Below are 7,776 nucleotides of genomic sequence, written 5' to 3'. Positions count from 1 at the left end.
TATCTGGAACTATTGAAGGAGTAAAAGTCGGTAAAATATTTTTACAGCAATTGCAAGATAGTGCCTTAGTTAGTGTGGATTCTGCAGAGTTTAAAGGGAATTCAGATTACACTTTAACAACAAATATTAATGGGCCAGAACTATTGTACTTGCATCTTGATGTAAAAGATGGAAAGGAATTCAATGATCGTTTCATGTTCTTTGCAGAGGATACCGTAATGACTATGAATTCTACACTTGCTAACTTTGAAAAGGACGCCGTAGTAAATGGCTCCAAAAATCAAGACATATATAAAGTATTTAAAGATAATAACAACAGGCTCAATAAAGTATATACTGATCTTGTAAAAAGAAGTATGTCACTTACTGACAAAACTAGAACTCCAGAAATTGCCGATTCTATAAACATAGCCTACGAGAAGTACCTGACTAAAAAGATTCTTTATGCTATTAATTATTCTCAACTACATAAAGATAAAGAAGTCGCACCTTATATACTGGTAACTGAGGCTAGTGAGGCAAATCCTATATTACTAGACAGCATTTACAAACAAATGCCAAAAAAAATACAGACAACTGTTTATGGTAAACAATTGTCTGTATTAATAGATAACAATAAGAATAGCTTATAAAGCGTTTACTCGTTCTATAAGTGCTCTACCTTTAGTTTCTAAATCAGCACGTACAGCTTTGATATGTGCTTTGCGATTCTCTACCTTACGATCGTTAACTCTAGCGATTAACTCGTCAAAAGTATCGATAGAATCGTCTACTATTTTTTCAGAAGCTTCTGTTTTTTCAGGATTAACTGTTTGTGTGATCAAAGCAGCCTCAATAATATCTCCTAGTACAAAGTTGATATCTTGTTTCAGGTCTCTAATACTTGCCATAATAATTTAATTTATTGCAAAAATAGTGAATAAAAGAGTTACAGCTTGCGTTATAATACGTTAAGAATGTTCTATTATTGAATATGATCTTGATGGCGATCTCGCTTTCGCGAAAGCGAATTCTCAACTATTCACCTCTGTAAACAACAAAATTGCGCTCCGTCTCAAACAGCTTTATTTCTAAATCATATTTAGGATCTAGTTGAGCCTTTATTTTATTGTAAATAACGTAAGCGATATTCTCTGCGGTAGGATTAAGATTTGCAAATTCAGGAACTTGTTCATTAAGGTTTTTATGATCAAAAGCATCTTCTACTTCGTCCTTAATTATGTCCTTTAAAATTTTGAGATCTATTAAATAGCCTGTTTCTGGGTCTACTTCTCCAGTAACACCTACTTCTAGATCATAATTATGACCATGAAAATGAGGGTTGTTGCATTTACCGAAAATCTTTTCATTTTTCTCATCGCTCCAGTCTTTGCGGTGCAATCGATGTGCGGCGTTAAAATGGGCTTTACGGTAGGCAGTCAGTCTCATGATATGTGGGAATAATATTTTTCAAATATGATTTTAAACCATTCGGTATAAATTTCTGGCTGGCGCTCTATGTCTTCTTTAATATCTTGAGCCGTCATCCATTTATAAGAAGCAACTTCATCTGGATTTATGTTAGGAGCACCATTGTAATTACCTATCATCACATGGTCGAGTTCGTGCTCTGTAAGTCCATTATCAAATGGAGCTATATAAATAAAATGAAATAACTCTTCTAATTCTGTCACAAAGCCCATTTCTTCCATAAGCCTGCGTTTACCAGCCTGTATGTTAGTTTCTCCTTCTCGTTGATGGCTGCAACAAGTGTTAGTCCATAATCCTGGTGAATGATATTTACCTAAGGCGCGCTGTTGTAGCATGATTTCATTTTTATCATTCACTACAAAAACAGAAAAAGCTCTATGTAATAATGCTTTTTCATGCGCTTCAATTTTTTCCATGAGACCGACTTGCTCATCGTTCTCGTTTACTAAAATAACTTGTTCGATAATTTCTAAAATTTATTTACCAAAAGTACAAAAGGAAATGAATTGAATCCTTAAACATATACTAAGTAGGCAAATCCTATTATCATTACAGTTATAGGAACTTATTTTGTTAGAAATCTTACTCTTTTACTGGCAAAGTTGTACCTCTCAATTCAATACTATAATTAATAGTAACTGTTTTTGTGTTGCCTTTAGTCTTACTCTCTAATCGCTCTACAAGCATTTTTACAGATTCTTGACCTATTTCTTCTGCATATTGAGCAACCGTTGATAATGGCGGGAATGATAGATGAGAAATTTTATTTGAAGAAAAACCTATTACAGAAAGGTCCTTAGGAATAACCCTTCCTAAACGTTGTGCAATATTTACAGACATGACACCACTTATATTATCTATACATAAAAGGCCATCCATATCTTTATGCTCCGTTATGATACTTTCTAACTGGTCATTTAATAGCACTTGATCATCATCTACATTTATAATTACAGGTTCTCCTGTATAGGAATCGTGTTTTTCTAACGCTTTTTTATACCCAAGTACTCTTAACTTACCTACACTTAACTCTCCTAAACTATTTACTAATACTATCTTCTTACGACCTTCTCGTATCATAGTCTCTGTTGCCTTAAAAGCTGCATTAAAATCATCTATAATAACCTTATCACAATCTACATCATTTGCCACACGATCAAACATAACTATGGGAACATCCTGATTAATGGTTTCTTTAAGGTGTTTTACTTCACCTTTAGACTGTGTTTCTTCAGAAACTGACATGATAAAACCGTCTACACTTCCATTAGCTAGTAAATGTAGGCTGTTATTTTCTTTATCAAAGGATTCATTAGATAAGCAGGTTATGATATTATACCCAAGTGCGGTAGACTCTTGTTCTATACCATATAAAATACGTGCAAAGAACGTATTTAAAATATCTGGTATAATCACACCTATAGTTTTAGTCTTTCTATTTTTTAAACTTAGAGCAAGTGTATTAGGTCTATAATTTAATTCTTTAGCAATTTCTTTAACACGAGTTATGGTATCCTTACTTATTTCTGGACTGTCTTTCAACGCTTTGGAAACAGTAGAAACAGAAACGCCTAAGGTTGCTGCAAGGTCTTTAAGTGTAATCATAATTTGCTAATTAATAGATGAAGCTAATCTTTTAACAAACATACGTCTCATAAACGTACTAACCATAAAAGGATGGAATATCTAATGATTATTTAACAAACCCCTTAAAAATTAAGATGAAATCATCATAATTTATCAAAAAAAGTGGTTTTCCCTAAAATTTTGTTGGGTATAGTTTAATACATTAGGATTCGCTTTCGCGAAAGCGAGAACAATTAACTTCCCTTATCCATAAATGACAAGTTTGATAAAACTGTATAAGAATAAGTAACGAGCTGCACCTCAGAAGTACTTGATAAAACGCCTGATTAACCTATTTTTGCAAACTGATTAATTAGATACATGAAGTTTAAAGAAGAGATAGCAAGAAGGAGAACCTTTGGAATTGTGTCCCACCCAGATGCAGGTAAAACAACACTTACTGAGAAATTACTTTTATACGGAGGAGCCATTCAAGAGGCCGGAGCTGTTAAAAGTAATAAGATTAAAAAAGGAGCTGCCAGTGACTTTATGGAAATAGAGCGCCAGCGTGGTATATCTGTCGCAACTTCTGTACTTGCTTTTGAATATGATGGTATAAAAATAAATATCCTTGATACACCTGGTCACAAGGATTTTGCAGAAGATACTTTTAGAACATTAACCGCGGTGGATAGTGTTATAGTGGTAATAGATGTTGCCAAGGGTGTCGAGGAGCAAACTGAAAAGTTAGTCAAGGTTTGTAGAATGAGACAAATACCTATTATAGTATTTGTAAATAAGATGGACCGAGAAGGTAAGGATGCCTTTGATTTACTTGACGAGATAGAACAAAAATTAGAGTTGCGAGTAACACCTTTAAGTTTTCCTATAGGCATGGGTTATGATCTAAAAGGTATATATAATATTCACAAAAAAAATGTCAACTTATTTACTGGTGCATCTTCAAAGGATATTCACAGTACTACCGCTATTGATGACCTTAATGATGAAAAACTTGACACACTTATAGGTAATCAAGCCGCCGAAACTCTTAGAGAAGAACTTGAACTAGCAACTGGAATTTATCCAGAATTTAATAGGCAAGAATATCTAGATGGCGAGTTGCAACCAGTATTTTTTGGTAGTGCACTACACAATTTTGGTGTAAAAGAACTTCTTGATGGTTTTATAGAGATAGCTCCGGCACCTAGAGCAAAAAATGCTGAAGAAAGACTGGTAGAACCTAATGAAAAAGATTTCAGTGGTTTTGTATTTAAGATTCATGCAAACATGGACCCAAGACATAGAGATCGCCTTGCATTTATAAAAATAGTAAGCGGGACATTTGAGCGTAATAAAGCGTATAAACACGTGAGACTGAACAAAAATTTAAAATTTTCTAGTCCTAATGCTTTTTTTGCTGAGAAAAAAGAAATCGTTGATGAGTCTTTCCCTGGTGATATTGTAGGCTTACATGATACAGGAAATTTTAAAATAGGAGATACACTCACCTCTGGAGAAGAACTACATTATAAGGGTATACCATCCTTCTCTCCAGAACACTTTAGATACATTAACAATGCAGATCCTATGAAGTCTAAACAACTTGCAAAGGGAATAGATCAGTTAATGGATGAAGGTGTTGCTCAACTTTTTACTTTAGAGCTTAATGGCCGTAAAGTGATAGGTACCGTAGGAGCCTTACAATTTGAAGTGATACAATACAGATTAGAACATGAATACGGAGCCACATGCTCCTATGAGAATTTAAATGTCCATAAAGCTTGCTGGGTAGATGATTCTGTTGCAAAACCAGAAGAAATCAGTGACTTTAAACGTGTTAAATCTAAATTTTTATGTAAAGATAAACGCGGTCAATTAGTTTTTCTTGCAGACTCTTCTTTTTCATTACAAATGACTCAACAAAAATATCCTAGTATAAAGTTCCATTTCATTTCAGAGTTTGAACCTGAAGTAAATCGTAAATAACTAAAGCTCAATATGCAAATCAAGATGCATAAAAGAAAAAAGGATCTGTACTATGAGCACAGATCCTTTTTTTATAATATGTAATATAAATATTACTTACAGTCTTTAAATTTTTCTAAACCAGAAACAATGAACTCAGATCTACGATTAAGTTGATGTTGTTCTCTAGAACAAGGCACTCCATTTGAACATTCATTAACTAGCCTTGTCTCTCCATATCCCTTTGCGGTTAATCTAGAAGCGTCTATCCCTTTAGAAACGAGCCAATTCATCGTACTATTTGCTCTATTATTTGATAGTGTGATGTTGTAATCGTCAGGTGCTCTACTATCTGTATGAGATCTAATTTCTACTGTAGTTTCAGGATACAATTCCATGAAAGCCTTGATTTTTGCAAGTTCATACTCGGCATCTGGACGGATATTGTATTTATCAAAGTCAAAATAAATTTGTTCAATTCCTAATAATGGTGCGATATCATCACAATCTACAACAGGAATAAGAGTAGTTTCTAACTCTAGTGGTATATCAATAAAATCAGATTGATTAGGAGTAGAAAACAAATCTTCATCAGAAGAATACTCTTCCTTTTCTGCTCTAACAAAATATTGTTTGTCACATTCTACTTTAAATGCATATTTACCGTTTTCCTTTGTAATGAGTTCATCTACCTTATTATTGTTAGCATCCATTATCATCACAGTAGCGCCATTTAGAGCTTCTCCAGACTTACTGTCTGTAACAGTTCCAGTAATTAGCACCTCACACGGTACTCTCAAATCTTCAAGTTGTATAAATCTATAAATATCATCATCACCAGATCCTCCTGGGCGGTTAGAACTGAAGTAACCTATTTTAGTATCATCATTTACTATAAAGGCAAAATCATCGTCAGGTGTATTTACAGGTTTACCTATATTAATAACCTTACTAGTCGTACCATCTGGTTTAATAGAACTAGCAAAAATATCTAATCCACCTAAACCTTGATGACCGGTAGAAGCAAAGTACAGTGTATTATTTTTACTAACAAATGGAAAGGTCTCTCTACCTGGGGTGTTTACGTTTTCAAGATTTCTAGGCTCACTAAACTGTCCATTTTCTAGAATATCCACAACCCATATATCAGCCTTAGTAAAATCATCATCAATATCATATCCCATAGTTCCTGGCATATCACTACTAAAGTAAAGAAGTTTACCGTCTGGACTTAAAGCAGGATGTGCAACGGAATATTCATCATTATTAAATGGTAATGACACTGGGGTACTCCATCTTCCGTCATCTAACCTGTAAGATCTGAATATCTTCAATTTATTAGTACCATCTATATCTTTTCTATACACGCCGTTTTCATAATTATTACGCGTGAAATACATTGTTTCCCCATCAGGACTGAATGCTGGGGTGCTTTCATGATACTTTGTATTAATACGACTAGAGAACTTTTTTGGATTACTTAACTTTCCTGTTTCATCAGCATCTGCCGTGTAAAGTTGTAAAAAAGCCTGACCATTCCAAGAATGTCTTCTATTTATTAAGGAACCAGAATCTCTAGAGGTTGCATAAACAACTTGATTTTGAGAAGCATAGAACGCAGGACCAAAATCTACTGAATAGGAATTGATTTTTTTTGTATTTGCAATTTCAAACCTTCCTGATTGAAAATCTATTATTTGTAAATAATTAGGCTCTTCAGAATACAACTGTGACCTAGAATCAAAACCTTTGAATGTATTGAATTTTGCCATTAAACGATCAGCCTCATCGTAGCGGTTTACCGATTTAAGGGACTGTGCATATCTAAAGAAGTATTCAGGTTTTACATTATTTTCATATTGAGTAAAGAGTTGTTCATACCATTTATGAGCCTTATTTAACTCATCATTAAAATAGTAAGTATCACCCAGTTTAGCTAGCACTTCGGCAGTTGCATAGCCATCTTCTGCAAGCTTGAGATAAATCTTTTGAGCCTCAATAAAAGCAAGAGCTTTATACTTTTTGTTTCCTTTATCTAAATTCTCTTTTTGTCCATAGACAACTGTCGCTGTAAGTAGGAAAACAAATATGGATATTTTTTTAAGCATCGTGTTCATTTGTTTTTTAAAAGAATCTAGGAGTTATAATTCTATCGTAACTATTAAATAATTCAAATCTAAGGAATAGTTCGTAACTACCATCATTGAAAACTGCATTACCTAATTCAGTTGTTTCTCTATCATATGCAAATCCTATCAAAATTTGATCACTTATTTGAAATCCTACTAGACCAGTTACTGCAGCACTCCATCTATAAGCAGCACCTACGGTTAACTTGTCATTAAATAGAAAACTAGCTGTAAGATCTACCTGCAAAGGTGCGCCTTGTACTAATTTAACCATTGTTGCAGGTTTAAATTTTACAGTCTCACTAACGTCAAACACGTAACCTGCTGTTCCAAAAATATGCATACGCTCACTTGCAATATAGGTTGTGCTACTAGAATCATTTCTATCATCAAAATGATCTGTTTGTAATAAATTAGGACTACTTAACCCTAAATAAAATTTTTGTGTATGGTAATATAATCCGAGACCTACAGTAGGCGATAATTTATTTTCTACATTTTCTGTTAACCTAGGATCTCCAGAATTAAAAATATTAAGTCTCGTAAAATCTACATTAAGCACGTGTACTCCACCTTTCAGACCAAAGCTTAGCCTTGCCTCGTCTCCTACCGGTATTGTATAACTGAAATCAGCAGCAACATA

General features: G+C 33.8%; 8 protein-coding genes. 2 read left to right on the top strand and 6 right to left on the bottom strand.

From position 1 onward, the window contains the following. Positions 1 to 632 (top strand): DUF4369 domain-containing protein (locus tag A9Q93_RS02665; protein ID WP_303685834.1); only part of this gene is annotated, 632 nt, incomplete at its 5' end. On the opposite strand, the gene A9Q93_RS02660 is transcribed toward A9Q93_RS02665, so the two are convergent. From A9Q93_RS02660 to A9Q93_RS02645, 4 genes are all read right to left on the bottom strand, one after another. Next, positions 627 to 890 (bottom strand): hypothetical protein, encoded by a 264-nt coding sequence (locus A9Q93_RS02660; RefSeq protein ID WP_303685833.1) that lies wholly within the window; start codon positions 888 to 890, stop codon positions 627 to 629. The two genes, A9Q93_RS02665 and A9Q93_RS02660, sit on opposite strands and share 6 nt — an antisense overlap. A 127-nt stretch (positions 891 to 1,017) precedes the next feature. After that, complete coding sequence (locus tag A9Q93_RS02655) at positions 1,018 to 1,428, bottom strand: 6-carboxytetrahydropterin synthase (RefSeq protein WP_303685832.1); 411 nt, start codon at positions 1,426 to 1,428, stop codon at positions 1,018 to 1,020. Further along, entirely contained in the window at positions 1,425 to 1,937 is a 513-nt protein-coding gene (gene idi / locus A9Q93_RS02650; RefSeq protein WP_303685835.1) for an isopentenyl-diphosphate Delta-isomerase, read from the bottom strand. Before idi ends, A9Q93_RS02655 begins: the two co-directional genes overlap by 4 nt. A gap of 115 nt (positions 1,938 to 2,052) precedes the next feature. Then, the gene (locus A9Q93_RS02645; protein ID WP_303685831.1) at positions 2,053 to 3,075 is read right to left on the bottom strand and encodes a LacI family DNA-binding transcriptional regulator; all 1,023 of its coding nucleotides are present in this window, start codon (positions 3,073 to 3,075) and stop codon (positions 2,053 to 2,055) included. Between the two features lie 342 nt (positions 3,076 to 3,417). On the opposite strand from A9Q93_RS02645, the gene A9Q93_RS02640 reads away from it, so the two are divergent. Continuing rightward, positions 3,418 to 5,025: a peptide chain release factor 3 gene (locus tag A9Q93_RS02640; protein ID WP_303685830.1), complete on the top strand. Its 1,608-nt coding sequence runs from the start codon at positions 3,418 to 3,420 to the stop codon at positions 5,023 to 5,025. 92 nt (positions 5,026 to 5,117) lie between these two features. On the opposite strand, the gene A9Q93_RS02635 is transcribed toward A9Q93_RS02640, so the two are convergent. Then, positions 5,118 to 7,112: an OmpA family protein gene (locus A9Q93_RS02635; RefSeq protein ID WP_303685829.1), complete on the bottom strand. Its 1,995-nt coding sequence runs from the start codon at positions 7,110 to 7,112 to the stop codon at positions 5,118 to 5,120. 16 nt (positions 7,113 to 7,128) lie between these two features. Beyond that, positions 7,129 to 7,776 (bottom strand): type IX secretion system membrane protein PorP/SprF (locus tag A9Q93_RS02630; protein WP_303685828.1); only part of this gene is annotated, 648 nt, incomplete at its 5' end.

This window comes from Nonlabens dokdonensis (assembly GCF_002162835.1).
GTDB lineage: Bacteria > Bacteroidota > Bacteroidia > Flavobacteriales > Flavobacteriaceae > Nonlabens > Nonlabens dokdonensis_B.
The sequence above is the reverse complement of the archived record's forward strand: the minus strand, read 5'-3'. Positions and strand labels throughout refer to the sequence as shown.

What these genes read in the sequence shown, in the direction of transcription:
- A9Q93_RS02655 (WP_303685832.1), bottom strand. Translation starts at nt 1,428, where the DNA reads ATGAGACTGACTGCCTACCGTAAAGCCCATTTTAACGCCGCACATCGA.
- A9Q93_RS02640 (WP_303685830.1), top strand. Translation starts at nt 3,418, where the DNA reads ATGAAGTTTAAAGAAGAGATAGCAAGAAGGAGAACCTTTGGAATTGTG.
- A9Q93_RS02635 (WP_303685829.1), bottom strand. Translation starts at nt 7,112, where the DNA reads ATGCTTAAAAAAATATCCATATTTGTTTTCCTACTTACAGCGACAGTT.
- A9Q93_RS02660 (WP_303685833.1), bottom strand. Translation starts at nt 890, where the DNA reads ATGGCAAGTATTAGAGACCTGAAACAAGATATCAACTTTGTACTAGGA.
- A9Q93_RS02645 (WP_303685831.1), bottom strand. Translation starts at nt 3,075, where the DNA reads ATGATTACACTTAAAGACCTTGCAGCAACCTTAGGCGTTTCTGTTTCT.